Genomic DNA, 22,856 nt, shown 5'->3' with positions numbered 1-22,856 from the left:
TCCTCAGATTGCCGACGCCGCCGCGTCCGCTTCCTGTTCAAGGTCGGCGTAAATATCGTCGCCTTCCTCGATCACCTTGTAAGTCCGCAGATCCACCGTGCATGGGAACGCCATCGCTTGCCCTGTCGGAATATGAAATTGCCCATCGTGGAGCGGACAGGCGATCAGATCGCCGTCTACAATTTCGCCTTCCGAAAGCGAAGCGGTCGCATGCGTGCACATATCGGACGTCGCATAGAAAATACCGTCGACGTTGTAGACCGCAAGCGGGCAGCTCGACTGCTCAACCTTGCACACCTGTCCTGGTTGCAGCTGGTCTCGTTTGATCAAGAAAATCTTGTTGCTCATCTCAGGAGTCCTTCTCGCTTCGCTGCGGATGCAGCTGTACGAAACCCAGCCCGGTCACCCACTCCGGCACTGCCTCGTAGGCAATCGTTTCTCCGCGGGAGCCTTCGAGCGCTCCCATGGCGCAGGCCCAATTGCGGATTTCCATTCCACCCTCACCGCCGTGCTCGAGGATGTACTCGTCCGACAACGCGCATAGCGCATCGAGATCGCCTGCCTCTGCGTACCCGATGATTTCGCGATCGAACACAGTGTTCACTCGTCCCATTTGGGCAGAGCCTACCCAGTGACTTATTCCACCGCTGCCGATCACGACGACGCGCTCATCGATGGGGAAAGCCTCGACTGCCCGCCTAATCTGTTCGCCCAGTTCCGCGGATCGCCGTAACGTGATGTACGGATCGACGCCGCACGCCAGATAGACCGGAATGGTTTTGACATCTACGCTCATCGTGCGCAACGGATCAACGATAAGCTGCTGAGGAATCGCCACCGAATGGTCCGCGGTGAACGCGCGCGCCACCGCCCAATCGAATCCGTTTTCACGTCCGTACGTAGCGATATGTGTCGCCAACGCCTCGTTATTGCTGAACGCAGCGCGTTTGAGTCCGGGTAGCTGATCGATGGGGCCGTCGACGTCTCCGGTCGCTATCAGGTAGCTCGGCAGACACTGCGGACCGAACAAGATGTAGTGATCGCAGCCGATGATGATCACGGTGGTCGGCTCTAGCTCTTGCAGGCGCTGCGCGCACGCCGCATAGGCCTGCCAGACCGCATCGCGCTGCTGCTTCGCCGGCGCCTCCGGCGCCACATACATGACGGGATCATGCGGAACCAGAAACGCTCCTACGATTTTTCCCATGGTTGATCTACCCCTTCAGTGCCGCCGCAAATACCGCTTCCCCGTCCTTCACATCACGCAGACGCGACAGATAGGCCCTCATGTCGCGATTCGGCGAGAGCTCCTGCCAAAAACCCATGGTCAACATGCTGTTCACGCCGTATCGCTGAAGGCCTTTCACGTCGAACGACAAGATCATCGCGCGCTCGTCATCAGTCAGCGGCAAGCGCTCGAGGAACTGCTCCGCGCCCTCTTTGAACCGCTGTTTGGCGCCGCGATCGATACACAGCTGATGCAGCACACGCTCCACGCTGTTGCGGCTCATGATGGCTGTCCAACGAAATCCGTGACGAGCCGGAGGAAATCGTCTCGGCGCTCCGTTTGCACCCAGTGGCCGCACTTGGCGAACTGGTGCAGATCGGCGTTGGGAATGTGCTGAGCGAGTAGCGCACCGCAAGCAGGCGGCACGACTCTGTCCTCCCGCCCGTGCAGCACGAGCGTCGGCGCTTCGATGCCCGCAACGGCGGACGCGGGAAATCCCTTGACGATCGTCGGCCCGTCGTTATTCGGCCTCGGAATCAGCTTGCGCAAGGCGTCTTGCGCACCAGGACGAGCGCTGGCCTCATAACGCGTCCGGACCATCTCGTCGGTGATGATGGTCTGGTCATAAGGGAACAAACGCATCGTCTGCTCCATGTTCTCGAGCGACGGTTCATACGTCCATGCAGACCGCAGGCCGGGGGTCTGTTCGAATTCGCCTGCAGGAGTGCCTAGCAACACCAGCCGGTCAACGCGTTGCTTGTCGAAAAGGGCGAGACCGATGGCGAGCGCGCCGCCGAACGAGTTTCCGACGAAGGACGCCTTCTCGATACCAAGTGCGTCCATGATGGCCGTGAGATGGCGCACCCAGAGCTTGATGTCGTACTTGCTGCCTTCCTTGAACTCGGTGAAACCAAAGCCGGCGATGTCTGGCACGATCACGCGAAACTGCTCACCAAGATCGCTCATCACGCCCTTCCAGTTGGTCCAGCCCGACACACCGGGACCGGATCCATGCAGCAGGAAAAGCGGCTTGCCCTGCCCGACCTCGTGATAGTTCGTTCGATGGTCCGCCGCCTGCAGCGTCTTTCCAACGCCTGCCAAATCGCCCATTCTCGCTCTCCTCGCGTTCTCGCCATACACATACGTATGTGTATGGAGCGCATCGTATGTCGTGGCAGAGATGAAGTCAATAACCCTCGTCAGTCAAATTTCCAGGTGTTAACGTGAATACACATGACCATACGGCTCTGCATGTGTCGATGAAGTAAAATATTTCTTTTGCCCCTACGGACACGCAATGTCACGATCTTCGGTAGCGCGTACTTCGGACGCGTCAAGCAAACCTCAACTCACGCCGGATGACTGGATTCGTGCAGCCGCAGAAGTTCTGGTCGACAAGAGTGTCGAAGCCGTGCGTGTAGAGGTTCTGTCGAAAAATCTTGGGGTCACACGGGGCAGCTTTTACTGGCACTTCAAAGACCGCGACGATCTCTTGAGTCATTTGCTGACGTGGTGGCGCGATACCGCCACAGAGCAAATCATTGAGCGTTTTGAGAAACGCAACGTCAAGGCGCGGGAACTGCTGCGCGAACTGCTGGCATTGCCGTTTCACGGCGAAGCAGCGCAGGTTGCCGCCGCGACGGAGTTAGCAATACGGGGATGGGCAAGGCGGGACGAGATGGCCCGTCAATTTGTGGATGAGGTGGATGCGAAGCGCCTTGCTTATATTGCCCAGTGCTTTAGTGCACTCGGCTTCGATATTTCGGAAGCACGGAAGCGCGCATTCGCCCTTTACAGTTACGAGTTGGCCGAATCCCTACTTTCAAACCAGGGTACCGATAAGCAGCGGGATGAGCGGCGCGTTTTCATGGAGCGCATGCTGCTGCGCGATGAACACTAACTCTGGCCTACGAAAGCAGGACCTCGCAGCAGCGCCCGTCCTGCCTTTCAGCTTCAGCAAGCCGTACCAGTAGGTCATGCTGCGACCGGCTGCTTGCGCATCCTGATGCCGTCAGGCGGGGCACAGGGCACAGGGCACAGGGCACAGCGACGAGCTTTTGTACGAAATCTTCGGCACAGTAAAACAACCCAGGTCTGGAACACTGGACTTAGTAATCGTCCAGGGCCGGTACCGCGCTGCCAATCCGCAAACTTCTTGGGGTTACGCCGAACGCCTGCTTGAACGTCCGACTGAAGTGGGCTGCGTCGTTGAATCCCCATTTGTAAGCCACGTCCGTCACCGTTTTCGTACTGGCAGCCGCACATAGTTCGCGATAGCAGACTTTCAGCCGACGATCACGGATCCAACGACTGACCGTTGTCCCAGTACCTGCGAAGGTAACGTGCAATGTCCGCACGGAAATATGATGAGCAGTTGCGATTGATGCAGCGCACATTTCCGGATTGTCCAGATTTTTGTCAATGTACTGCCGAATCGCATTCAGCAGTAAGGCCTTTGAAGATGGACGATCGGCGGTGACGGTGAGCGCCGCATCGAGCAAGTCGAAAAAGGACTGGCAGGCAATCGCCAACGCGCCGTCGGAAAGCTGGTCGAGCTCCTGGGAGATCGTCCGGAAATGCTCACCAGCAATGGCCGACAGCCCGGATCCTTGAACCGCCGGTAATGCGCCGCGCAAATGAGTGGCAGCGCTCGCAACCGCCAAGGGAACTCGCTCGCGGGGCAACAGCAGATAGAACTCGCGATGAGGCCCCTCAACGTCGAAGTCGAAACCGAGTTCACTATCCCAGATCAGCAGGTGATTGGGGGGAAGTACGACCTCGCGCCCATCTTCGTACCGGCACGCCAGCCGTCCGCTGAGGTTCATCAGAACACCCAGTAACGGTGCTCCTGACGCCGCTCGTTGGCCGGCAATCCGGCCACTTCGCAGCTCCCCGATTGTTAGCCGATCCACTTTCCGGTATCGCACCGATGCGTCAAAGCCGTCAGGCTCCGGGATCGAAAGCGTCCAATTTACATGCAGATCAGAGAGCTTGCTGCTGAATGCGTCCTGCAAGAGCTTCTGAGGCAACCCGCGGGTCGACCAGGTAACAGCTGCCATCGGGTCCCTTTCCATTGGCGAGTTGGCAAATACGACTACCACCGATCGTGTGGATCAGGAAGGCCGCCGTCAAGTGCGCAGAAACCCCAATTTCGCACACGCGATGCGCAAACCGACAAGTCGCATGCACTGATGTGCAAGCGCTGGATGCTGATCACCCAGTACAGTCGGTCATCCCAACAGCAACCCAACTATTAAATAGGAGGAGACGATGAGCAATCTGCGTCCTGTCGTCATCTATGGCGCCAGCGGTTATACCGGTCGGCTGGTGGCCGAGTACCTGCGCGAATACAGCATCCCGTTCGTCGCCGCAGGTCGAAACAAGGCGAAGCTTCAGGAAGTCATGGCTTCAGTGCCCGGTATCGAAACCGCGGACTACGAGATTGCCGAAGTCGACGGCTCTGTCGAGTCGCTGACAGCGCTTTTCAAAGGCAGAAAGGTCATCTGTAATATGGTCGGCCCCTTTTTGCGATATGCGCCCCCGGTACTCGAGGCCGCGCTGCGTGCTGGTTGCCACTATCTCGACACCGCCGGGGAGCAGCAACACCATCTTCAACTGCTTGACGAATGGGGGCCGAAATTCGCGGCCGCGGGACTGGTCGTATCGACTGCCGTGTCTATGCAGTATGCAGTTCACGACATTGCTGCCCGCATAGTTCTGGAGACGCCGGGAATCGACACACTCGAGCTTGGTGAATACGTCAGCGCAGTTCCGACGGTGGGTTCGAGCCAGTCGATGTTCGACGTGATTCGCACAGACTCATACTACCTTCAGGACAACATCCTCAAAAAGTACGACGGCATCGTCCAGCAGGACATGGTTGTGCCTGGCACCGCATATGTCGTTCCGGGACTTCAGTGGGGTGGCACGGCGCTTCCCGTGTTTTTCCGCGATGACCGTAGGGTGCGCAACTGTCGCATGTTCGTCGCGATGCGCAACGATAAGGGCGACATTCCCCAGCGGGTTCGTGCCGCGGAGCGCATGTTCAAGGTCATGTTCCAGTGGCTGCCTGAAGAGAAGCTGCACCCGGTGCTCGATCGGATCGCAGCCAGCATGACACCGGACACCCCGCCCCGTGAAAACCGGCAGGTGCACCGATCCATCGACTGGTGTATTGGTCGCGGGAACAACGTCACCGCACGCGCAGTTATTCACGGCACATCCGGCTACCAGATCACCGGCCTCTTGCAGGCTTATGCGGCCATGCGATTGCTCGGAAACACCTGCAACGGTGTCGGTTTCCGCTCGCCGGCGCAGTTCTTGGGCCATCGCGAACTCATGGGTGCTCTGGAGGCGTATGGACTTGCACGTGTAACCGAGGAGACGGTGGCATGACAACGATGCCCGTTTGGATCGCCGGTGTAGGCATGACCTCCTTCGGGGTTAGGCAAGACGCGTCGGTCAAGGATCTCACGAGGACGGCGGTGCTTGAGGCCATCTGCGACGCCGGAGGCGATCTGAGCACCATCGACGCAGCGTACTTTGGCAATACGTGTCAGGACGTCCTCGAAGGCCAGGTGGTAGTGGCCGGCCAGATGGCGCTGCGATCCATGGGCTTCGAACGCATCCCGATCGTGAACGTGGAGAATGCGTGCGCGACGGGGGCGACAGCCTTGCATCAGGCGATCATGCATGTGCGCTCTGGGGCAGCAGACGTCGTGCTGGCAGTCGGAGCCGAAAAACTGAGTATTGGCGACAAGAGCAAAGCACTTGGAGTCTTCGACGGCGGTGTCGACGTCAATGACAGGCAAGGAGTGCGAGCCGTTCTCGAGGAGCTGGGGGGCGTGATTCCAGACGATGGGCAACCTCACAGCCTGTTTATGGATATCTACGCTGCGCTCACCAGAGCACACATGAATGCGTTCGGAACCACGCAGCGACAGCTTGCCGTCATCTCCTCGAAGAATCATGCGCATGCTGTCCATAACCCTCTCGCACACTTTCGCAAGGAAATGTCAGTGGAGGACATCCTGGCGGCACGGCCGGTGTCGGGGCCGCTCACAGTCCCAATGTGCGCCCCACTAACAGATGGAGCGTCCGCAGTTGTCGTTTGCAATGCGGCCGGCCTGCGACGTCTCGGCAGCGCTCAGCCGATACGGGTACTTGTAAACGTTCTGCAGAGTGGGACCGTGCGTCCGCTCTCGGCTTGGGATCGATCAGTCACCCGCCTCGCTGCTCGGTCCGCCTATGAACAGGCGGGAGTCGGACCCGAGGACATTTCCGTGGCGGAGGTCCATGACGCATCTTCATTTGGTGAGCTTCTGCAATCCGAGTTGCTTGGATTCTGTGAGATCGGCGCCGGCGGCCCGTTCGCGGAATCTGGTGCAACGAAGCTCGGCGGCAGCTTGCCGATCAATCCGTCCGGTGGCCTCGAATCCAAAGGTCACCCAATGGGGGCCTCTGGCCTCGCCCAGATCTATGAGCTTGTGCACCAGCTTCGCGGTAACTGCGGAGCACGCCAGGTTCACGGCGCCCGTATAGCCCTCGCGGAGAACGGCGGCGGGCTCTACGCAGGTGAGGAGGCGGCCGCCGCAATCACCATTCTCGGCTCCTGAATCGTCCGCAAATCTTCTCGGAGGAGACAATGACCTACCAGACACTTAACATCCGGCGCGATGGCCGGACTCTTTTCGTTGATTTCAACAATCCCCCGCTGAACCTGATCAATGCTCAGATGATCGGCGAGCTGTTCGACCTTGCGGGATCGCTCGCGTTTGACCGTGAGACCGCGGTCGTAGTCTTCGGCAGCGCGAACCCGGAGTTCTTCGTTGCGCATTTTGACCTGAACGACCTCCTCCGGCTCTCTAGCGACCCGACCGCGCCCCGGAGCCGTTACGACGACATCAACGTGGTGCAAGCCCTCTCGACGGCATGGCAGACTCTGCCGCAGGTCACCATTGGCGTGGTCGATGGAATCTGCCGCGGCGCGGGGCTCGAATTCATACTCGCCCTCGATATGCGTTTCGCGACGCCAGGAAGCAGGTTCTGTCTGCCAGAGGCCAGTGGCGGCATCTTGCCTGCAGGCGGCGGTACCACACGTCTTGCGATGTTGATCGGGCCTGCCCGCGCTCGTGAGGTGATCTTGTCGGCACGCGATTTCAGCGGCGACGAAGCGGCAACCTACGGTTTTGTGAACCGGGCGCTGCCGCGCGAGGATCTCCATACATACGTAAGCACGCTTGCCCACGGTGTCGCGAAGCGACCGCCAAGCTCGATTGCCGCTGTGGACGAGGTCATCAAAAGCGTTTTTGGCTGGGCCGTCGACGCACAATTCGCTGGCTTCGCCAGTGAGAACGCGGCGTTCATGAAGCTTGTAGACGAGCCCCCTGTCCGGGAGGGCCTGGAAAAGATGGCGCAAATGCAGGACGTCGAGCATGAGCGTGACCTCCCAGCGCTTCTCGCCGCCGCCGAGTAGCCGAAACGACCGTCACAAACAGGAGACGCCGAAATGACACAACAGGTCGAACACGCTGCGCTGACTTCAGTGCGGCCGGATCTGCCGTACGTCGAACTCACGGGATTCGAAGTCCTCAGCGAGGAAGAACGCAACATCCAGCAAGCGATGCACAAGTTTGCACAAGATGTAATGCGGCCTACGGCGATTGCCATTGACAAGCTGAGCGCCGAAGATGCGATTGCACCAGGCTCTCCGTACTGGGACTTTATCAAGACCGCAGCTTCAGCCGGGATCAGTTTCGACACCGACGCTGATGATGTGCCGCCCCAAGCACTGGCCCGGCTACAGGCTATCGTAATCGAAGAATTCGGGTGGGGTGACGTGGGACTAACGGTATCGCTCGCCGCAGCCGCGTTCCCGAACATGATCGCCAAGCGGGCCGCCAACCAGGAACTCATCGATCTGACTGCAAACAAGCTCGGATGCTGGATCGCGACCCAGCCAGATCGCGGTTCCGACGGCACAATGCTCTACCCGGGCGAAAGGCACGCTACAGCACCGCAGGGCAACAAAGGCAATCTCACAGCGAAGGTCAGCGGTGGCGACATTGTGATCAATGGGCAGAGTTCTGCCTGGGTCTCAAACGGTTCTGTAGCGCAGGTTGCAATCTTGACGATCGTGGCCGACTACGGTAACGGGTTCTTCGACGAAGAAGGGCATCCGCACGGTATCGAGGTAATTGTTCCCTTGGACCTTCCAGGCGTGAGCCGCGGCAAGCCGCTTGAAAAGCTCGGCCAGCGGGCGTTACCGCAGGGCGAGATCTACTTCGACAACGTCAAGGTGCCCCTGCGCTACGCTGTGTCCTCACGGGAGCAATATTGGCGCGGTCATGCAAATACGTGGTCGACAGCGGGCGTTGGCATGGGCCAGATGGCAACCGGCATGGCGAGGGCTGCATTCGAAGTGGCGCTCGCCTATGTGCACGAGCGGCGCCAGGGCGGCGCACTTCTCAGCGACCATCAAATGGTCCAGTACCGGCTCGGTGCCATGGCCCGGAAAGTCGAAACCATTCGCGCGGTGGCCAGGCGTGCCACTGAGTACACCCTACTCTCACCGGCCAAACATCCGTACTTTACCGGTGCATCGAAGGTTACGTGTACCGACCTCGCGTTCGAAGTCGTAGACGAGGCCCTGCAGCTGTTCGGCGGTTATGGATTGACCCGTGAATACCCGCTAGAGAAGCTCTTCCGGGACGCAAGGGCTGCCCGGATCGAGGACGGCGAGAATCATCTTCTCAACATGAAATTTGGCTACCTGAATTCGCTGCTGTACCGCAGCGATCGAATCGGATTGTGAATTAGGAACTTGTATGGCTATCACTGATTTCTTCGACCGCGGGTGGAGGGCCAACCCGGATAAGATCGCCTTCATTGCTGGCGATCGCACCTTTACGTATCGGCACATCGGCGAGCTGTCCTGCCGCGTCGGCAATGCCCTACTCGGCCGCGGTATCGAGCGCGATGCCAAGGGCGCAGTGCTGGCAAGTAACGACCCTGAGGCGTGGGGTTGTGTGCTCGGACTGTGGCGCGCGGGGCTCGCCTGGGTCCCCGTCAATCCGGCGAATCCGCCAGAGGAGACCCAGCGGCTGCTGGACGGCTTTGACTGCGAAGTACTGTTCTGCCACGAGCAGTTCCTGCCGCTTGTGCATGAAATTCGTGCTGACCTGAAAAAACTGCACACCGTGATCTCTCTGGGTGACAACGTCGAAGCTGCATCTGCAGCGGGTGCCGTTACGCTCGAATCGTTCCTTGCAAACGCGCCAGCCTCCCTTCCGGACTTTGTCCCGGAACAGGGCTCCCTCGCCGGCGTGATGCCGACCGGGGGAACGACGGGGGCACCGAAAGGTGCGATGAACACTCACCGAAGTCTGTCCGTCAGCGCACTGCACCAGATGTTTGCGGCGCCATACTCTTCGGACGAGCCGATCGTGAATCTTGTCGCCGCTCCGATGACACACGCCGCCGGCACGCTTACCCTGCCATGTACCGCGCGCGCAGGGACGATTGTGGTGATGAATCGAATGGACCTGCATCACCTGCTTGACCTGATCGAAAAACACCGTGTTACGGAACTCTATCTGCCGCCCACGGTAATTTATCGACTTCTCGAAATTCCCGGAATCGAAAAACGCGACTTCTCATCGCTGAAATACTTCATCTACGGCGCAGCTCCGATGTCAACGGAGAAGTTGCGTCGCGCGATCGAAGTGTTCGGACCTGTAATGTTTCAGGGATACGGTCAAGCTGAAGCTCCCTCCGCGATTGCATTCATGCGTCCCGAAGACCACTTCCGCAACGGTGAAATTGCCGACGACGCGCGGCTCTCGGCGGCCGGGCGACCTGCTCCGCTCGTGCGGGTGGAGATCCTCGACGATAATGGAAAAATTCTTCCCACCGGCCAGGCAGGCGAGATCTGCGTTCGTGGCGATCTGCTGATGGCAGGTTACTACAAGGCCCCGGACAAGACCGCTGAAACTATCATTGATGGCTGGCTCCACACCGGCGACATCGGTTATCTCGACTCAGAAGGCTTCCTTCATATTACCGACCGCAAGAAGGACATGATCATAAGCGGCGGATTCAACGTCTACCCGAGCGAGGTTGAGCAGGTCATCTGGACCCACCCGGCGGTGCAGGATTGCGCCGTGATCGGCATTCCCCACGCAGACTGGGGCGAAGCAGTCACGGCTGTGATCGAACTGAACCAGGGCGAACAAGCGACCGAGGACGAGATCATTGCCTATTGTCGCCCCAAGCTCGGTGGAATCAAAACCCCAAAACGCGTCGTGTTCGTCGATGCCCTTCCCCGAAGCCCCAACGGCAAGGTCCTAAAAAAGGATGTGCGCGCGCCTTTCTGGCGGGACGAGCAGCGCAAAATCTGACAAGGACACGGGGACGTAGAAGTTCGGCCGGTCGGCATACTCCGACCGGTCTTTTCGAACTCAATAACGATTGTATTGGTTCGCATAACGAAATAAATAGTGCAGGCCTAGCCTACCTTTCGTTAGCGATGGCTAAGAGGAGACATTGAATGGACAAGAACCGTCCTTTGGTTACACCGACAGACGTCAGGTGGATGCCAAACTGCGTCAAAGTGTTGTCTCGTGCTGCAGCAATGCGTGGCAATGCGGAGGTGCACGGCCATGTTCAGTAATCTCGTCGTGGCCATCACTGGTGCGGGGTCGGGCATTGGCCGCGCGCTGGCTATCGAACTCGCTCGCAGGGGCGCTCGTCTCGCACTGTCAGATGTGAGCGAGCAGAGTCTGGCGAAAACCGTCGCGCTATTGCCGGTCGCCACCTCGTCACGCTCCTACGTACTCGACGTATCAAGTCGCGATGCAATGTTTCGGCATGCTGACGAAGTAGCCAGTGACTTCGGGCAGGTCGACTTTGTGATCAACAACGCCGGAACCTCAGTGCTGGCCTCAGTCGAACACGCCACGATAGAGGAGTTCGAGAAGGTAATCGGAATCAACCTGTGGGGTGTGATCTACGGCACCAAAGCCTTCTTGCCAAAAATGCTGGCCCGGCGCCAAGGCTGCATCGTAAATATATCGAGTGTTTTCGGGCTAGTGGCGACACCCTGCTCGGCTGCATACACAATCTCCAAGTTCGGCGTTCGAGGATTAACAGAAACACTGTGGCAGGAATTGGAGGGCACCGGCGTGCGAGCCGTACTCGTGCACCCGGGTGGCATCAACACCAACATCAGCAACGTTCCAAAAGCCGAACACGAGACGGATTTTGAGCGTCGTCTACTGGATGCCAACAAACGCCAGATGACGACAACACCCGAGCAGTGTGCACGCGAGATTGTGGCAGGACTGCTACGCGGCGACAAACGGCTGCTGGTTGGCAATGGCGCGCGCTCCCTGCAATGGATTGCTCGTCTGTTTCCCGACAGCTATGGCGCACTCGTGCGCAGAAAGTTGGGGGTTTAACCCGGCCCAACCCGGCGTTACGTCGCGGCAACGTCCTGGTCAACGGCCCGCAAGTCGCCACGCCAACCCGTACTAGCACGAGCGCGTCGCAGAGCACTGCGGCGCCCTTACTGTCCCACGGTTCCGCGAAGGCCGCCCCTCCCAATATGGCCTCGCTGAACTGTCGGAAGCTGTAGTTCGACCACAACGTATAGAAAAAAACGACAACGGAGACAATTATGTGGAAGTGGAAGTACGCAACAACGGCATGCCTGTCAGCCTTGTCGCTGATTGCTGGATCTGTCGACAGCGCACACGCGCAGGCGGCTGGCGACAACGTCGTCAGTCTTGGCTGGGCGCATGTGGCGCCACAGACCGGTAGCGGTCCGCTGACGGTAACAAGCGTCGGCGGTACGCCTGTCAACATGCCGATTGCGGGTTCAGGGTCTGGTGCCCGAAGCGCAGACTTACCCGCCTTCATCTTCGAACACTACATTACCAATCAAATTGGCGTTGCGTTTTTGGGTGGCTGGCCCGGTCGAATGCAGCTAGAGGGGCGGGGCGTGATGGATAGCTATGGCGTTCTGGGCGATACGCGGACGTGGGCTCCCGAGGTGGTATTGCGTTACCACTTTGGTCAGCCCGACAGTCGATTCAGGCCCTTCGTCGGCGTCGGCGTCAATTACACTTGGTTCACTGACACGCGTGTCACGAACTCCGATTTTGTCGAGCAATCCTTCGGTCCCGGTGGAACTGCGACTGCACATGCCTCCAGTTCATGGAATCCGGTGGTACAGGCTGGCCTTGACTATCAGATATCCAGGCGCTGGTCTGTGGACATGCTGGTGGCATATATCCCTACCGACACCAATGTGACGCTGACAGGGAAAACGGCAGGCGGAACAGAGATTGTCAGTCATGCGAAAGTCAGGCTTCATCCAATCGTGACTTTCCTCGGTATCTCGTACAAGTTTTAACGGTCGAAGGTGCTGCTAAGCTCCGAAGGTGTTCGGACGGAGCTTGACTGCATCATCTTTAGCTCCGGGTTCGATAGAACTGAATCGACGGCGAACGATTCCAAGGGGCAGAAGCAACAACGGTTCGGTAATAAAAGCGGTATAAATTTCGTCCCATTACGCCATCAACTACATGGCGTTCCTTTCGAGCTGAATTCATTCATATGAGGGGAAGATAACATGCGAATGGCGGGCAAAACGGTGCTGGTCACAGGTGGAAATAGTGGAATTGGATTCGCTGCGGCCAAACGGCTATCGGAAGAAGGCGCTACTGTGGTTATCACCGGACGCAACGAAGCTACACTTTCTGAAAGCAGGGCGGCACTTGGCGAGTCGGCTTTTGCCTTTCGCTTGGATGCTACTGACTTCGTCGGCCTGGAATCCGGGCTCGCATCCATCGTGAGAGACGTAGGCGATTTCGACGCTGTGTTTCTGAATGCTGGCGACGCAAGCTTGACGCCAGTGGGCGGCACGACTGTAGAACAGTTCGATCACTTGATCGCGACGAACCTGAAAAGTCCCTTCTTCTACGTTCAAGCGCTCCTACCCCACCTACGAAACAATGCTTCTATAGTACTGAATAGTTCGATCGGCAATGCGATCGGAATGCCGGGGATGGCAGCCTATGCTGCCAGCAAGGCTGGACTGGTCGGGATGGCCCGATGCATCGCCTCAGAGCTGTCTGGAAGAGCGATCCGAGTAAATGTCGTCTCTCCCGGTAATATTCGAACTCCGTTCTGGCGAACTGTAGCAGACGCCGCGCTCATTCCAGCCGTACATGAGTTCGCGACGCGATCCGTCCCACTGGGCCGCCTGGGGGAGGCAGAAGAGGTCGCAGAGGTCGTGCTCTTTCTCTGCTCTAGTGAGTCATCGTATGTGCAAGCTATCGAAATCTATGTTGACGGTGGGGTCACTGGCGCGATGATGGGGGCTCCCGCCTATCGCCAGGGTTAGCGTATCTGCATGCGGCAAGGTGCGACATCGCTTTGGTCGACATCACTCCGATGTGCTTAATCGATAACCCGCAGTTCTGTCGAATCCCTGAAGACGGTTCGCAGCAGGCATTCCCCCGTCCGCTCGTCGCGAAACACATCGGTAACCTGTCGGGATGCCAGCACTCTTAGCGAAGTGAAGCAGGCGATATCAGCTGGGTCGACAGGTGTAGATCGTCTCTCGAATCAGGCGCAGTTCTATGGAAAGTCTGGCAATCAGCGTCAGGAGCGTTTCACCCTACTGCGGGGCGGCGCTGAGCGCTCTCCATACGACCTTTGTCGCTGCACGAAGTGCTTCAACGTCGGCCGAGCCCCCACGTACAGGGCGAACGAGGACAATTAGTCCCGCCATATGCGAATAAAGCAGACGACCGCGGAGCGCGCATTCTTGAGGCGTAAGCGACGGGTTGATCTTCCCTACCAGGCTCGCAAATGTTTCCTGAAATTGGCGGTTAAATCTGGCCACCAAGCTCCGGGCAAACTCTTCACGCTCTCCCATGCTCCATCCTTCGAGACAAAACGGCGCAATGTGGGTACCGGGTTTGGTCAACTCATCAAAGGCGACGTCCACGATAGCGTCGAGCCGAACCTCTGGTGACCGTTCATCGTCCTTGACCAAACTTTGATACAGCGTCAGGTATCGCGTCGCGACCTCTTCCATCGCCGCACGCAACAAGTCTTCCCTGCTCGGGAAGTAGTGCTGCAAAGTAGCCAGGTGAATACCTACCTCACTGGCAACGCGCCGGAGAGCAAAACCGACGTTACCGTACTTTGCGAGCACATCGATCGCCGCCTCGAGGATCTCGGGAGTTCGCGTTGTCCTGTTACCGCGACGCTTCGGCTCGTCGGGTTCCTCTTTCCTGCCAGCCAGGTTGATCGCGACCTGTTTCACTTATGAACCCTCCTAGCTGATTGCCAATTGTCCGGGGTATGGCGGTCGACGTAGCTGCACCGCCGAGCGACGACTGCCTTGATGGGGCACGACCACGGCGTACCACGGTTGACTACCGCCCTCAACAGGATATCCGTCACTGCTCCGCGCCCAGATAATACGTCAAACGACCAATAATTACCAGACAACCGACCAATTCCTGGTTTACACGTCCGAATTTCTACCAATATTTATACAAATCCGTAGTTTCCCGGTTGCTGAGAATCTTGATTTATTGGTCGCATGACTGTATAAATCAGTCATGCGACCAATATTAGAGATTGCCTGACGCCGACCTTCCATCGGCCACGCATTTCTCCGTCGCGCACGTTGGTGACGCAGCCAACCCCGTTCCACGTTGGATAAGACACAGTCGAGGACGGGCGACGTTGGTAGCCGCGCCTGTGAATGCTTGATGTATCCATGGAGGTCGCGATGAGCCTCAGCGAGAAATCCTTGCGCAACCTGATCGACAAGTGGCTTGCGCCAACTCCAGCATCACCGGTACATCTAACGCGGTCGCGTTTGAGCAATACGGCTTCGGGAGAAGCGCGTTGCGTCTTCGCGAGGTCTTCCAGACTGACTGGGACTGTGCCGCTCGAAATTATGTTCTTCAGGCACGATGACGGCCGTTGGTATGTATATCCTCCTGCGACGAAACGGCCGTCAATGCGCCCCGGCTGATTTTGCTCCAGAGGCAATTGCGACCGCCCGGTGCGTCTCACGTTCGCTAACATTCCTAGGTATGCGCTTCACTTCTGCATCGCCGGATCTTCGCGTTGCATTGGCGTAGACCGCATTAAAATGTCACCGTTGCGACATCAAATGTGTAACTTCGCGCGGTACAACCGATCCGGTGACAACTGGAGGGCGCAGAGGCGCGGCTGCGGCAAGCACATGCCGCGCGAACTTCCGGTGTCGACCCTCAAGAGATGGTGGCAGCTTTCCGAAACGGCCATTCGAGACTGAACGAACAGGCAAGCAGCGGGCAACCGTGACGGCGGCATCAACTCCCAGGTCCAGAAAATATGTTGACGAGATTCCCATCCGGGTCACGCAGCAGGAGCGAGCGGTTGCCCCAAGGCATCAATGTCGTTGGCATCACAATGTTTGTTCCGGACGCATTCATCCGTTCGAACACCGCGTCAACGTCTTCGACCTCGAACTCCAGGATTGCCGATTGATCGGCAGCGGCAGTGGCAGCACCGGCATTGAAGAGCTTGGTCAGGTGCTCTGATGAAATTGCAAGCGTCGAGCCCTCAAATCGCATTGCGGCAAATCCATCGGCCAGGCGTATAGCCTCGATGCCGGAAAGCCTCTGATAAAACTCGACCAGCCGTTCGAGATCCGGGGTACCAACGCGAACCGATGCGAACTTCATTTTGCGCTCCTCGCCAAGAAAGGAGCTTCAGTCTAGCGATCGATACTGTCAGATTCTGGCAGTGTCGAACCCGGTATAGCGTGCGAATGCTCACGCCGAGCTCGTCAGCGAGGGCCTGGCCGCTCACGGGACGTCGATAACGACGTAACACTTGCAGGAGCTGAAGGAGACGTTCGGCGCGAGACATACGTGAATCCTGATATCGGCGCTGAAGCAAAACAACGACGCGATCCGTTGCTTCAGGCCGAATGAAATAGCTGCATTCGAGCAGGCACCGGGCCACGTGCCTCGTTCAATCCCGTCCCGGTCACCAAGCCGCGGCACAGCCATACCCCACTGTCTATTTCGGTATTGCGATCAACCACATCGCCGCGCGTCCCTGCGCCAAACCCTGCCCGGTCAACCCGAGGCACGGCATGCACCCGGCTCACAGCTCCCCGCCCTTGACCCGCGACCGTAGCCGATAGCGGCCACGCATCAAGGGGCGAGGGACCGTGTTGCCCGCACCCCTCCCTCGCCTTTTTCCTTGACGCCTGCCCGCTATCGGCTCCTCGAGTCGCACGGGCGGGAATCCGGGAGCCAGGCGGCAGCAAAGCCAACCCCGAGTTCCACCGGAAAGTGTCCGGCCGCAAGGGCAAACCACATTCCATCGCCCGGTTCAGGTCCTCAACCTTGACTGTGGAGACTGCCATGCAACTCGCTTCCTCTTTCCATTACGGCTCCCCGATGCTGCGCGCTGACTCGCCGCTTTCAGACGATCAGATTCGGCGCGTCGCCCCGTCCATCTTCGCTGTTGGCAAGCACGAAAGCCGTTCGGAACGTTATACCTATATTCCGACCATCGACGTCCTGCGCGGTCTTCGGAACGAAGGCTTCCAGCCGTTCATGATCTGCCAGACCCGCGTGCGCGATGAGGGCAAGCGCGAATTCACGAAGCACATGCTGCGGCTTCGCCATGCTGATCAGATCACCGGCGAGGAAGCCGACGAAATCGTGCTGCTGAACTCGCACGACGGCACCAGCAGTTACCAGATGCTGGCAGGCACATTCCGGTTTGTCTGCCAGAACGGCATGGTCGCTGGCGAGAACATCGCCGATATCCGCGTGCTACACAAAGGCAACGTCATCCAGAACGTAATCAATGGCGCTTTCGACGTGCTCGACGGCTTCGACCTGATCCGCGAGCAGAAGGACAGCATGCGCGCCGTCGATCTGAGCCGCGACGAGCAGCATGCATTCGCCCGTTCCGCCCTTGCGCTGCGCTACGACCCGACCGACGCCGAGGCACTGGCCCCCGTCACCGAAAGCCAGCTACTGGTACCGCGCCGTTTCGAGGATCGCCGCGACGACCTCTGGACCGTATTCAACCGCGTGCAGGAAAACCTCACGAAGGGCGGGCTGCATGGACGCTCGCGCAGCGGACGCGCCATGTCGACTCGCCCCATCACCGGCATCGACCAGAACATGAAGCTCAACCGCGCGCTGTGGATGCTTGCTGACGCCATGCGCCAGATGAAAGCATAAGCGCCGCAGGGACGGCAACGTCCCCCGCCTCGTTCCATCAGGACTCCTAGCCAGGTTACGTCCTGATGGAATCCGGCAGGACCCGTGTTGGAATCTTCTTTTTAATTATCTGGAGTCAGTCATGCAATCTCAAGTCGAAACCCCTGCGGCAACCACTGACGAAACCGTTTCGCCGCTCGAAACCAACTTCGGCAACGAACAGCTGGTCGCCACCGTGGCGTATTCCAGCCTGCGGCCCTCGCCGCTCAACGCCCGCACGAAACCGCTCTCGAACATTCCGGCGCTTGCCGCGAGCATCCGGGCAAAGGGTCTGCTGCAAAACCTCGTCGTCCATGAGATCAAGGGATCGCGGGGCAAACAGCGCCGGTATGGGGTCTGCGCGGGCCAGCGTCGCAAAGCCGCGCTCGACCTGCTTTACGAGCAGAACCATATCGCGGCGGACTACCCGGTGCCGGTGCGGATCGTCAGCGAAGGCGAAGCCCTCGCCATTTCGCTGATCGAGAACAGCGAACGCGAAGGACTCGACCCGTTCGACGTGCTGCGCGCGTACCGGATGCTCGCTGAGGAAGGCCGCAGTGTCGATTACATCGCGGCGCTGTTCTCTGCCTCGCCACTCACGGTCAAGCGTCGCATGAGGCCCGCTAACGTGTCGCCCAAACTGCTCACGCTGCTGCGCGACGACGCAATCACGCTTGATCAGCTTGGTGCGCTCGCCCTCGCAGACGATCACGAAACGCAGGAAAAAATATGGTTCGACGCAAACGAGTGGCAACGTCAGCTGAACTACCTGCGGCAGTCGATCACGCGCGCCGAGATCGACGCGAGCCGTAGCCGTCTCGTACGCTTTGTTGGCCTCGCCGCCTATGAAGCAGCGGGCGGCTACGTGCGTCGCGACGTGTTCAGCGACGACGAGAACGCCGGTTATATCGCCGATGCGGAACTTCTGCAGAAGCTCGTCGCGCAAAAGCCCGACGCTGCTGCAGCCGAAGTCCAGGCCGAGGGATGGGGCTGGACGGAAACGCGAGTCGAACGCGATTTTGCCGAACTGAACCGCCACGGCAGGCTGCGCCCGGTGCAGCGCCAATACTCCGACGACGAACAGCGCGAAATGGACGCCTTTACCGCGCAGCAGGACGAAATGGCTGAAAAGATCGAAGCACTGTCGGAGGGCGACGAAGATGCCTACGAGGAAGCCGACCGACTCAACGATGAAATGGAGCAGGTCAATGCCGCGATCATCGCACTCGAAAGCCGCACGCTCGTATGGGACGCGCAGCAAATGGCCGAAGCGGGTGCATTCGTGATCGTCGGGCCGCAGGGAGAACTCGTCATCGAACGCGGCTTCGTGCGACGCGAGAATAGCGCCGCGCTCGACGCGGCAGGTGCGACCGTAACTGGAATCGCCACAGCCGAAGGCCCAGATACCGTATGCGCGAAGGCTCCGAAGGTCAAACCCGTCCACAGCGCGAAACTTTGCCAGCGGCTCACAGCACACCGCACCGCTGCCGTCCACGCGGAACTGGTCGCGCAGCCCACTGTAGCGCTCGCCGCCCTGCTGCACTATTTGGTCCCGAAGGCGCTGCCCGAGCACTACGGGCATGCGTCCTCACGCAGCTATTTCGCACTGTCCGGCGAGAACAACCACGACAGCCTGCTGCGCGCTGCCGACGACCTGTCCGCCAGCCCCGCATGGAATGCCATCGAAACGCAGCGGGCGCGCTGGATCGCGGAACTGCCCGCAAAGCGGGGCGACCTCCTGCCGTGGCTGATCGAACAGGATCCCGGCACGACGCTGCTCGACCTGCTCGCATTTTGCACGGGCACCCTGCTCGACGGAATCGTGGCCGAGGAAAAGCCGCTTGCGATCAACACGCTCGCAAGTGCGCTGAACCTCGACATGACCCGGTACTGGACAGCGACGCGTGCGACGTATTTCGATCATGTCAGCAAGGCGCGTATCGCGGAAGTCGTGTCCGCCGCCGTGTCACCCAAGGCCGCAATCGACCTCGAAAAGATGAAGAAAGCAGACGCGGCAGCAGCAGCGGAACTTCGGCTCGCAAAGGCAGCATGACTCCCGGAAATCCTCACCGATCGTGAAGTACCGGGCACGCCGTCATGGGAAAACTGTGACGACGAGGATGAGGACGACAGCGACGACGCGGATACCGAGAACGGCGCGGACGACACGCCGGAAGGCGAGAACGCCGACGCGGAGCAGGATGCTGGCAACGGCACGGAACACATCAACGACACGCCCACCGGCGCAGGAGCTGCGCCCGCCGCCGGTAGCCCGCTGACGTCGTGGCCCTTCCCGACTTCGGACAGCATGAACGGCACGCAATCCGGCCCGCTTGCCGCGTGACCCCACCCCTCGCCCCGGCAACGGGGCGAAGCAGGCGGCAAGCCCGTATCTGCCGCCTGCCAGACTGAATCGGAGGAACACATCATGACCAACTGCATCCGCATGGCCGTGCTCGCCACCAATGCCGAAGGCTCGCTCGACCTCTACCTGACTTTCGTTGAAGCCACCGATTTGCAATACAGCGAGGGCCAGCACTACGACATGGCCTTGCCCATGCCGAAGATCAAGGCTACCGGGCACCGATGATCGCGTTCGCCTAGAACGACGCCGCAGCAGACGCGCTCCGCCACGCCGCCGAATTCATGTGGGGCGACACCGACAAGGTGTAACCCGTGCGGGCAGACGGCGAGCCGTCTGCCCGCACCCAATGGATTCCCGCCCACCAGCCGGCCAGCCCGCCCGCGCCCGCTGCCAGCAGCATCACAATCAGTCCGCCAACGTACGCCCGCACGAGTCGCCGCATCGCGACGTGCCCGAATGACGTGAGCGCGACATCGATCCGTTTCTGCTGCTCACGTACGGCGACAGTCGTCGCCCCCACGAGCCGGTTACCAGCAACGCGGGCAATGTGGTTCGCTGCCCGCTGCGTGAGTGTAGCCAGCGCCTCGTCGTTCAGCGACGCGATCGCGGCCCGGTAGCGCGCTTCGTGCTCGGCGGTCATTTGCTCCGCCAGTTCGATCGTGGCCTTGCAGCGCGCGAGCGCGTCACGATGCTGCGTCAGCAACGCATCCGTCGCTGCCCGCGCCTCCGTCCGCACGAGATCCATACTGCCCGCGCCCGCCTGCCGGATACGCTCCGGCATGGCTTCGTAGAGTCGCCCGTAATGTTCGAGCATGACCAGCACAGACCACAACGCATCGTTGTCGCGGAGGTTGAGCGCACTCGATACCCGCCGCATTCGCAGCACACTGGCGTTGTCAGGCAATTCACCCGTGACGTCGAGAAACAGACAGGCAAGCGTATCGACCGGCCTGCCCTCCCTGTTATCCATCGACCGTTACCTTCGCGAACATGGCATCGCACAACGAACGCCAGCGCAATAGCTCGACCCGTTCACCGATATGCATCGTCGCCGCCGCCTTGCGGATTGACATGCGCTGACTGCGAAGCTCGTCCGCAACCCGATCTGCAAGATCGGGAAAGTCCAGTGAGTGACCGCGCGATTCGACGGAACGGCGAAGCTGCGATCCCTGATACAGCGTGAACTTGTCCGCCGGACCGAAGTAGCCATTACGCACAACATTCGTTACCGCGTCCGGGAACGTCTCGCTGAAAGCGCTCAGCAGTTCGAGGCTGTCGCGTTGCCGGTTAATCACCCACAGGACAACAAGCCGGCGCCGAAGCTCGCCAAGCGCACCGGCAAGTGTCGCGCCGAACTGCTCAACTCCGGTCTGGCTCCGCGCCGCAGTGTTCACAACGATCGCCGCGTCCCGTTGCTCATCGCAGAAATTGACGAGGCCGATCCAGCCGTCTGCATCGTCCAGGTTATAGGCGATGCAACGCATCTCATCCTGGACTGCTTTCATCACGTCCGGGTTGGCGGTATCCGTTTCCACCAGCGCCGCATGAATATCCCGCCGGAGCAGATAATCGGCCAGCGCGAGCGCAACAAAGCTCTTGCCCACGCCGCCCTTGCTACCACCGACGAGATAGATGGGGTAAGTCGTCATGTCCATTTGAATCCTCTAAAGGTTCTCGGTGTCAGGCCTGATCTCGAATGAGAACGCGTCACGCATCACCATGCTTCCCGGCCTACTGACAATCTCTCCCCCATCCTGCTTCTGATTTTCTCTGACAGCCTCCGCGCGCGGTACATCGTCCTTGCTTGCCTTCTTCGTACGAGGCGATGGCGCGGCATTGTCTGGTGCCGATTCCTTTGCAGAATGTCGAGCTGGTTTGTCTTTCTTCGATGGGTATAAGGCGTACTTGACGGAGCCAACGCTAAAATCAACGCCCTTCTTCCGTGCATGTTCAACGATCTCTTCCAGCGTATATCCCTTCTTCCTCACCGCACCGATTATCAGACGCATCTCTTTCATCGCATCGGTAATAGAGACGCGCTGCTCGGCCTCTGGCTTGACCGGCAGTGATTCCAAAGTGCGGACAAGCTCATCCCATTGCGCCCGGGTATAGCTTTTCGCAACTGGCATGGCTCGCTCCGTCTTGCTCTCTTTATCCCATCTTGTTCACTCAGGAAGATCTCGTCAAACCTGCTTTTGGCCGGATTTTCGCTATCGGAACGTCAAGGAATCAGACGGATCGCGTTGGAATAAAAGAAATATTTTGGACACGTCTGGCACGAGCAACGGACCGGACCGATGTCCGGAAAGACGTAGCGAAGGGATTCCGGGCAAACTTCACGACGGCGCAGGCGCAGAACGATCACAGGAAACGGGCTGAATCATTCTGGCCGTCAGGATTCACACAATGGAACTGCGAGCCGACAGAGACACGATAGTCTCGCAGACCATATCCCTTACTCTACGAACTCACGATAGCCCTGCCTGCATACCTTTGGGAAAGACCCGGGAGATTTTAGGAGATCAACAGCGGCCCGAAGCTGAATCGACGTTGCCGATTCAGCGCGTGCGATTACCGACTCAAGCTGCAGCCCTCGCAGACATCTGACCGTCAGGTAGCGGCAGTGGACCGGATCACTACGCAGAAATCGTCCTGCCCGGTTGCGGACTCGTTCAATCGACATCCCGCACCAAGAGATACGGTGTGCGGTCAAGCAAAGGACGACCAGCGGATTCGTGAGGTGCATCCCGCGGACGCATCTGGCCACCTTACGGAAATTCCCGGCCGACCTCACTGAAAGCGCTTAGCCGGGCGATAAAAAACGAGATTGAAACAAGGGATGGAATATCAGGGACTTTCGAGTCGGTAGTGGCACGCGCAAACTGGCGCGCACAGCGGCGCGCGAAGCGGCGTGCTGTTTTCTTCCGAACGACGAGGTGAACCATGAACAGTCCCATCACGATCG

The 22,856-nt window shown here is 59.1% G+C and carries 22 protein-coding genes and 2 pseudogenes; 12 read left to right on the top strand and 12 right to left on the bottom strand.

Annotation, left to right across the window (positions count from 1 at the left end):
- Positions 1-3: 3 nt before the first annotated feature.
- Genes AB3X96_RS39315 through AB3X96_RS39300 form a run of 4 tightly spaced genes read right to left on the bottom strand, consistent with a single transcriptional unit; the run spans position 4 to position 2,338 of the window.
- Positions 4-348, bottom strand: a complete 345-nt coding sequence (locus AB3X96_RS39315) for a non-heme iron oxygenase ferredoxin subunit (protein ID WP_368594007.1) — start codon at positions 346-348, stop codon at positions 4-6.
- Position 349: 1 nt separating this feature from the next.
- Positions 350-1,207, bottom strand: coding sequence for a hypothetical protein (locus AB3X96_RS39310; protein ID WP_368594006.1), 858 nt, complete (start codon positions 1,205-1,207; stop codon positions 350-352).
- A gap of 7 nt (positions 1,208-1,214) precedes the next feature.
- Positions 1,215-1,511, bottom strand: a complete 297-nt coding sequence (locus AB3X96_RS39305) for an extradiol ring-cleavage dioxygenase (protein WP_039356584.1) — start codon at positions 1,509-1,511, stop codon at positions 1,215-1,217.
- A complete protein-coding gene (locus AB3X96_RS39300; RefSeq protein WP_368594005.1) occupies positions 1,508-2,338 on the bottom strand; it encodes an alpha/beta fold hydrolase in 831 nt (276 codons plus the stop codon). Before AB3X96_RS39300 ends, AB3X96_RS39305 begins: the two co-directional genes overlap by 4 nt.
- A 187-nt stretch (positions 2,339-2,525) precedes the next feature.
- Here AB3X96_RS39300 and AB3X96_RS39295 point away from each other — a divergent pair, with 187 nt between their 5' ends.
- Positions 2,526-3,128, top strand: a complete 603-nt coding sequence (locus AB3X96_RS39295) for a TetR/AcrR family transcriptional regulator (protein WP_368594004.1) — start codon at positions 2,526-2,528, stop codon at positions 3,126-3,128.
- Between the two features lie 208 nt (positions 3,129-3,336).
- On the opposite strand, the gene AB3X96_RS39290 is transcribed toward AB3X96_RS39295, so the two are convergent.
- A complete protein-coding gene (locus tag AB3X96_RS39290; RefSeq protein ID WP_368594003.1) occupies positions 3,337-4,287 on the bottom strand; it encodes a helix-turn-helix domain-containing protein in 951 nt (316 codons plus the stop codon).
- Between the two features lie 211 nt (positions 4,288-4,498).
- On the opposite strand from AB3X96_RS39290, the gene AB3X96_RS39285 reads away from it, so the two are divergent.
- The 8 genes from AB3X96_RS39285 to AB3X96_RS39250 all read left to right on the top strand — a co-directional run bounded on the left by AB3X96_RS39285 (position 4,499) and on the right by AB3X96_RS39250 (position 13,634).
- The gene (locus AB3X96_RS39285) at positions 4,499-5,623 is read left to right on the top strand and encodes a trans-acting enoyl reductase family protein (protein WP_368594002.1); all 1,125 of its coding nucleotides are present in this window, start codon (positions 4,499-4,501) and stop codon (positions 5,621-5,623) included.
- Positions 5,620-6,843 carry a thiolase family protein gene (locus AB3X96_RS39280; protein WP_368594001.1) on the top strand — a complete coding sequence of 408 codons (1,224 nt, stop codon included), beginning with the start codon at positions 5,620-5,622 and terminating at the stop codon, positions 6,841-6,843. The genes AB3X96_RS39285 and AB3X96_RS39280 overlap by 4 nt, the downstream gene beginning before the upstream one ends.
- Before the next feature lie 29 nt (positions 6,844-6,872).
- Positions 6,873-7,703 (top strand): enoyl-CoA hydratase/isomerase family protein, encoded by an 831-nt coding sequence (locus AB3X96_RS39275; RefSeq protein WP_368594000.1) that lies wholly within the window; start codon positions 6,873-6,875, stop codon positions 7,701-7,703.
- 33 nt (positions 7,704-7,736) lie between these two features.
- A complete protein-coding gene (locus tag AB3X96_RS39270; RefSeq protein WP_368593999.1) occupies positions 7,737-9,041 on the top strand; it encodes an acyl-CoA dehydrogenase family protein in 1,305 nt (434 codons plus the stop codon).
- A gap of 13 nt (positions 9,042-9,054) precedes the next feature.
- Positions 9,055-10,626, top strand: a complete 1,572-nt coding sequence (locus tag AB3X96_RS39265; RefSeq protein ID WP_368593998.1) for an AMP-binding protein — start codon at positions 9,055-9,057, stop codon at positions 10,624-10,626.
- Between the two features lie 261 nt (positions 10,627-10,887).
- Positions 10,888-11,685, top strand: coding sequence for an SDR family NAD(P)-dependent oxidoreductase (locus AB3X96_RS39260; protein ID WP_368593997.1), 798 nt, complete (start codon positions 10,888-10,890; stop codon positions 11,683-11,685).
- Positions 11,686-11,903: 218 nt separating this feature from the next.
- Positions 11,904-12,641 (top strand): OmpW family protein, encoded by a 738-nt coding sequence (locus AB3X96_RS39255; RefSeq protein WP_368593996.1) that lies wholly within the window; start codon positions 11,904-11,906, stop codon positions 12,639-12,641.
- 219 nt (positions 12,642-12,860) lie between these two features.
- Positions 12,861-13,634 carry an SDR family oxidoreductase gene (locus AB3X96_RS39250; protein WP_368593995.1) on the top strand — a complete coding sequence of 258 codons (774 nt, stop codon included), beginning with the start codon at positions 12,861-12,863 and terminating at the stop codon, positions 13,632-13,634.
- A 276-nt stretch (positions 13,635-13,910) separates the two neighbouring features.
- Here AB3X96_RS39250 and AB3X96_RS39245 read toward each other — a convergent pair whose 3' ends face one another.
- From AB3X96_RS39245 to AB3X96_RS39235, 3 genes and pseudogenes are all read right to left on the bottom strand, one after another.
- On the bottom strand, positions 13,911-14,564 hold the full coding sequence (locus tag AB3X96_RS39245; RefSeq protein ID WP_176106450.1) for a TetR/AcrR family transcriptional regulator: 654 nt from the start codon (positions 14,562-14,564) through the stop codon (positions 13,911-13,913).
- 1,045 nt (positions 14,565-15,609) lie between these two features.
- A complete protein-coding gene (locus AB3X96_RS39240) occupies positions 15,610-15,984 on the bottom strand; it encodes a VOC family protein (RefSeq protein ID WP_368593994.1) in 375 nt (124 codons plus the stop codon).
- Between the two features lie 70 nt (positions 15,985-16,054).
- Positions 16,055-16,171 (bottom strand): annotated as a pseudogene (locus tag AB3X96_RS39235) (HTH domain-containing protein); the annotation flags it as partial.
- Positions 16,172-16,674: 503 nt separating this feature from the next.
- Here AB3X96_RS39235 and AB3X96_RS39230 point away from each other — a divergent pair.
- The 3 genes and pseudogenes from AB3X96_RS39230 to AB3X96_RS39220 all read left to right on the top strand — a co-directional run bounded on the left by AB3X96_RS39230 (position 16,675) and on the right by AB3X96_RS39220 (position 20,116).
- Positions 16,675-17,508, top strand: coding sequence for a DUF932 domain-containing protein (locus AB3X96_RS39230; protein WP_368593993.1), 834 nt, complete (start codon positions 16,675-16,677; stop codon positions 17,506-17,508).
- Positions 17,509-17,629: 121 nt separating this feature from the next.
- Positions 17,630-19,870, top strand: a pseudogene (locus tag AB3X96_RS39225) (ParB/RepB/Spo0J family partition protein).
- A gap of 84 nt (positions 19,871-19,954) precedes the next feature.
- A complete protein-coding gene (locus tag AB3X96_RS39220; RefSeq protein ID WP_368593992.1) occupies positions 19,955-20,116 on the top strand; it encodes a hypothetical protein in 162 nt (53 codons plus the stop codon).
- 10 nt (positions 20,117-20,126) lie between these two features.
- On the opposite strand, the gene AB3X96_RS39215 is transcribed toward AB3X96_RS39220, so the two are convergent.
- From AB3X96_RS39215 to AB3X96_RS39200, 4 genes are all read right to left on the bottom strand, one after another.
- Entirely contained in the window at positions 20,127-20,861 is a 735-nt protein-coding gene (locus AB3X96_RS39215; protein WP_368593991.1) for a hypothetical protein, read from the bottom strand.
- Positions 20,854-21,546: a protein mobD gene (locus tag AB3X96_RS39210; RefSeq protein WP_368593990.1), complete on the bottom strand. Its 693-nt coding sequence runs from the start codon at positions 21,544-21,546 to the stop codon at positions 20,854-20,856. The genes AB3X96_RS39215 and AB3X96_RS39210 overlap by 8 nt, the downstream gene beginning before the upstream one ends.
- A 9-nt stretch (positions 21,547-21,555) precedes the next feature.
- Complete coding sequence (locus tag AB3X96_RS39205; protein ID WP_368593989.1) at positions 21,556-22,020, bottom strand: hypothetical protein; 465 nt, start codon at positions 22,018-22,020, stop codon at positions 21,556-21,558.
- 639 nt (positions 22,021-22,659) lie between these two features.
- Positions 22,660-22,856 (bottom strand): hypothetical protein (locus AB3X96_RS39200; protein WP_368593988.1); only part of this gene is annotated, 197 nt, incomplete at its 5' end.

Origin of the sequence: Paraburkholderia sp. BR13439 (assembly GCF_040948805.1) — a bacterium.
Taxonomy (GTDB): domain Bacteria; phylum Pseudomonadota; class Gammaproteobacteria; order Burkholderiales; family Burkholderiaceae; genus Paraburkholderia; species Paraburkholderia youngii.
This window is presented reverse-complemented; position numbering and strand designations above follow the sequence as displayed.

Bases quoted from the DNA above. Each gene is read 5' to 3' on its own strand.
- AB3X96_RS39315 (WP_368594007.1), bottom strand. From the start codon at position 348: ATGAGCAACAAGATTTTCTTGATCAAACGAGACCAGCTGCAACCAGGA.
- AB3X96_RS39310 (WP_368594006.1), bottom strand. From the start codon at position 1,207: ATGGGAAAAATCGTAGGAGCGTTTCTGGTTCCGCATGATCCCGTCATG.
- AB3X96_RS39305 (WP_039356584.1), bottom strand. From the start codon at position 1,511: ATGAGCCGCAACAGCGTGGAGCGTGTGCTGCATCAGCTGTGTATCGAT.
- AB3X96_RS39300 (WP_368594005.1), bottom strand. From the start codon at position 2,338: ATGGGCGATTTGGCAGGCGTTGGAAAGACGCTGCAGGCGGCGGACCAT.
- AB3X96_RS39295 (WP_368594004.1), top strand. From the start codon at position 2,526: ATGTCACGATCTTCGGTAGCGCGTACTTCGGACGCGTCAAGCAAACCT.
- AB3X96_RS39290 (WP_368594003.1), bottom strand. From the start codon at position 4,287: ATGGCAGCTGTTACCTGGTCGACCCGCGGGTTGCCTCAGAAGCTCTTG.
- AB3X96_RS39285 (WP_368594002.1), top strand. From the start codon at position 4,499: ATGAGCAATCTGCGTCCTGTCGTCATCTATGGCGCCAGCGGTTATACC.
- AB3X96_RS39280 (WP_368594001.1), top strand. From the start codon at position 5,620: ATGACAACGATGCCCGTTTGGATCGCCGGTGTAGGCATGACCTCCTTC.
- AB3X96_RS39275 (WP_368594000.1), top strand. From the start codon at position 6,873: ATGACCTACCAGACACTTAACATCCGGCGCGATGGCCGGACTCTTTTC.
- AB3X96_RS39270 (WP_368593999.1), top strand. From the start codon at position 7,737: ATGACACAACAGGTCGAACACGCTGCGCTGACTTCAGTGCGGCCGGAT.
- AB3X96_RS39265 (WP_368593998.1), top strand. From the start codon at position 9,055: ATGGCTATCACTGATTTCTTCGACCGCGGGTGGAGGGCCAACCCGGAT.
- AB3X96_RS39260 (WP_368593997.1), top strand. From the start codon at position 10,888: ATGTTCAGTAATCTCGTCGTGGCCATCACTGGTGCGGGGTCGGGCATT.
- AB3X96_RS39255 (WP_368593996.1), top strand. From the start codon at position 11,904: ATGTGGAAGTGGAAGTACGCAACAACGGCATGCCTGTCAGCCTTGTCG.
- AB3X96_RS39250 (WP_368593995.1), top strand. From the start codon at position 12,861: ATGCGAATGGCGGGCAAAACGGTGCTGGTCACAGGTGGAAATAGTGGA.
- AB3X96_RS39240 (WP_368593994.1), bottom strand. From the start codon at position 15,984: ATGAAGTTCGCATCGGTTCGCGTTGGTACCCCGGATCTCGAACGGCTG.
- AB3X96_RS39230 (WP_368593993.1), top strand. From the start codon at position 16,675: ATGCAACTCGCTTCCTCTTTCCATTACGGCTCCCCGATGCTGCGCGCT.
- AB3X96_RS39220 (WP_368593992.1), top strand. From the start codon at position 19,955: ATGACCAACTGCATCCGCATGGCCGTGCTCGCCACCAATGCCGAAGGC.
- AB3X96_RS39215 (WP_368593991.1), bottom strand. From the start codon at position 20,861: ATGGATAACAGGGAGGGCAGGCCGGTCGATACGCTTGCCTGTCTGTTT.
- AB3X96_RS39210 (WP_368593990.1), bottom strand. From the start codon at position 21,546: ATGGACATGACGACTTACCCCATCTATCTCGTCGGTGGTAGCAAGGGC.
- AB3X96_RS39205 (WP_368593989.1), bottom strand. From the start codon at position 22,020: ATGCCAGTTGCGAAAAGCTATACCCGGGCGCAATGGGATGAGCTTGTC.